Here is a 2170-nt window from a genome sequence, read left to right as displayed (position 1 = left end):
TGCCCATTTCGGGTTTGTACGCGGGCGGGAAGCTGACCTGGAAACCGCCGTAGCCGAACAGGATCGTCGGCGCCGAGCCGTCCATGGCGAGATCGCGCGGGCGGGTCACGAAATAGGGGATTCTCGTCCCGTCCGACGAGGTGGCCTCGAACTGCTCGGTGACGTGGGTCGAGGCGTCGAACTTGGCGGGGGCGGAGCGGAGTTCGGTGATTCGCCCCGTCGACACCTCCGCGAGGCTAAGAGTCGGCGGCGTCAGGAAGCCTTGGGCCGACACGAAGACCTGGCCCCCCGCCTTGGAACTGTCGCCGAGCCCGACGGCGCTGTTGACGGGAACGGCGATTTCAGTTGCCCGCCACTCGCCCGATCCCCCGTCAAAGCGCCTCAGCGTGCCGACCACATTGTCGGAGATGACCGCCAGGATGCTGTCCGACATAACCCTGACGCTGTCGATCGACTGCCGCTGACCTGGTGCAAAAACGATGACGGGATCGGCCGCCGCCCCTTGCGACAGCCCGTCCAGACCGGCGGCGACCAGCGCCCCGGCGGCCAGGGTCGCGCCCGAGGGCGTCCAGGCCTCGTCCAGCGAGAAGATCAGATTGCCGCCCATGGTTCCGTGGACGCCCACCCGCTCGGGCAGGTTCAGCTTGACGGCGCGGCCATCGATCCAACGCCACGTCTCCGCGCGGAAGGTGTCCAGCGGGCGACGGAACAGCACCGCCTCGATGCGTCCGTCCTTGTCCCGATAGACGCTCGGACTGACGCCATAGCCGCCGTCGCCTTGATCCCCGCGATACACCTCCGTCGCCTGCGCTAGCGTCTGACCGCGGTTCAGCGCCTTCACGATGTAAGGATAACCTGACTCCGTCAGGGTGTCGGGGCCGAAGTCCGTTGCCACCAGAAGGGTGTCGCGGTCCAGCCATTCCAGCCGGTGCTTGCCTTCCGGCAGGATGAAGCCGTCCTCGACCCAAAGACCGGTTGTGGTGTCGAACTCACGCACCACCACCGCGTCCTTGCCGCCGTCGGACAGGCTGATCAGGCAGCGCGCATCGTCGGGGGCGAGGCAGTCGGCGCCCTTCCAGACCCAGTCCCTGGCCTCGGCCCGGGCGAGGGCGTCGATGTCTAGCAGGGTCTCCCAACGGGCGTCGGTGGAGCGGTAGCTGTCCAGCGTCGTCCGCCGCCACACGCCCTTCGGATTGGTCGCGTCCTGCCAGAAGTTGCCGATCCCATCGCCGAGGAAGCTGGGCGACGGGATACGGTCCGTCGCCGTCAGGATCGCCTCGGCCTGCCCCCGGAAGGTCTCGTAGCGCGGGTCGCGCTCCAGAGCCGCCAGGGCCCGCTGGTTCGACGTCGCCACGAAGGCCATGGCCTCCGTCCCGTCCACCGCCTCAAGCGCCAGGTGATCGTCGGCGGCGCGCACCCCGGCGGGCGTCAGGTCGGTCGGCATGTGGGGCGGCGGACCGTCCGCGACGACCGATGCGACGGCGGCGACCCCGGCCCCCGGCGGCGGTCCATCGCTCGCGCAGGCCGCGAGCAGCAGCGCCGGCGCCGCGGCGGACAGAATCAGTCGGTTCATCGAACGCATCTCAAGCTCCGTCATCCTCGGGCCTGTCCCGAGGACCCATGGGTCCGCCGCACGATCGGCGGATCGTTCGCCCTCCCATTCCTGCAACGGCGGTTCGCGCCGGCTCGGGGGATGGGTCCTCGGGACAGGCCCGAGGATGACGGGCTAGAGTGGCTTCACTCCGGCGCGGGAACCTGCGTGTCCATCAGCCGGCGTGTCAGATAGGTGTATTCCAGCGCCAGCCGGCGGGCCGTCTCGCGCAGGTTGGCGCCGGCCGCGTGGCCGCCGTCGGTGTTCTCGTAGAACAGCACCGGATAGCCCAGCTCCTGCAGCCGCGCCGCGGCCTTGCGGGCGTGGCCCGGGTGAACCCGGTCGTCCTTGGTCGAGGTGTGGATGAAGACCTCGGGATAGGGTTGTCCCGCCGCCAGCCGCTGGTAGGGCGAATAGGCCTCGATCCAGGCGCGCTGCTCCGGGATGTCCGGATCGCCGTACTCCGCTCGCCAGGAGGCGCCCGCCAGCAGCTTGTGGAAGCGCAGCATGTCGAACAGCGGCACCTGGATGACCGCCGCGTTGATCAGCTCCGGGCGCTGGGTGAGCATCGCACCCATG

Annotated in this window: 2 protein-coding genes; both read right to left on the bottom strand. The window is 69.4% G+C overall.

The window, feature by feature from the left end; genetic code table 11:
- A partial coding sequence (locus tag VGB60_RS11370) for a S9 family peptidase (RefSeq protein WP_331038365.1) occupies window positions 1–1573 on the bottom strand: 1573 nt, incomplete at its 3' end.
- Between the two features lie 164 nt (window positions 1574–1737).
- A partial coding sequence (locus tag VGB60_RS11365) for a prolyl oligopeptidase family serine peptidase (RefSeq protein ID WP_331038364.1) occupies window positions 1738–2170 on the bottom strand: 433 nt, incomplete at its 5' end.

Origin of the sequence: Brevundimonas sp. (assembly GCF_036399195.1) — a bacterium.
Lineage (GTDB): Bacteria > Pseudomonadota > Alphaproteobacteria > Caulobacterales > Caulobacteraceae > Brevundimonas.
The sequence above is the reverse complement of the archived record's forward strand: the minus strand, read 5'-3'. Positions and strand labels throughout refer to the sequence as shown.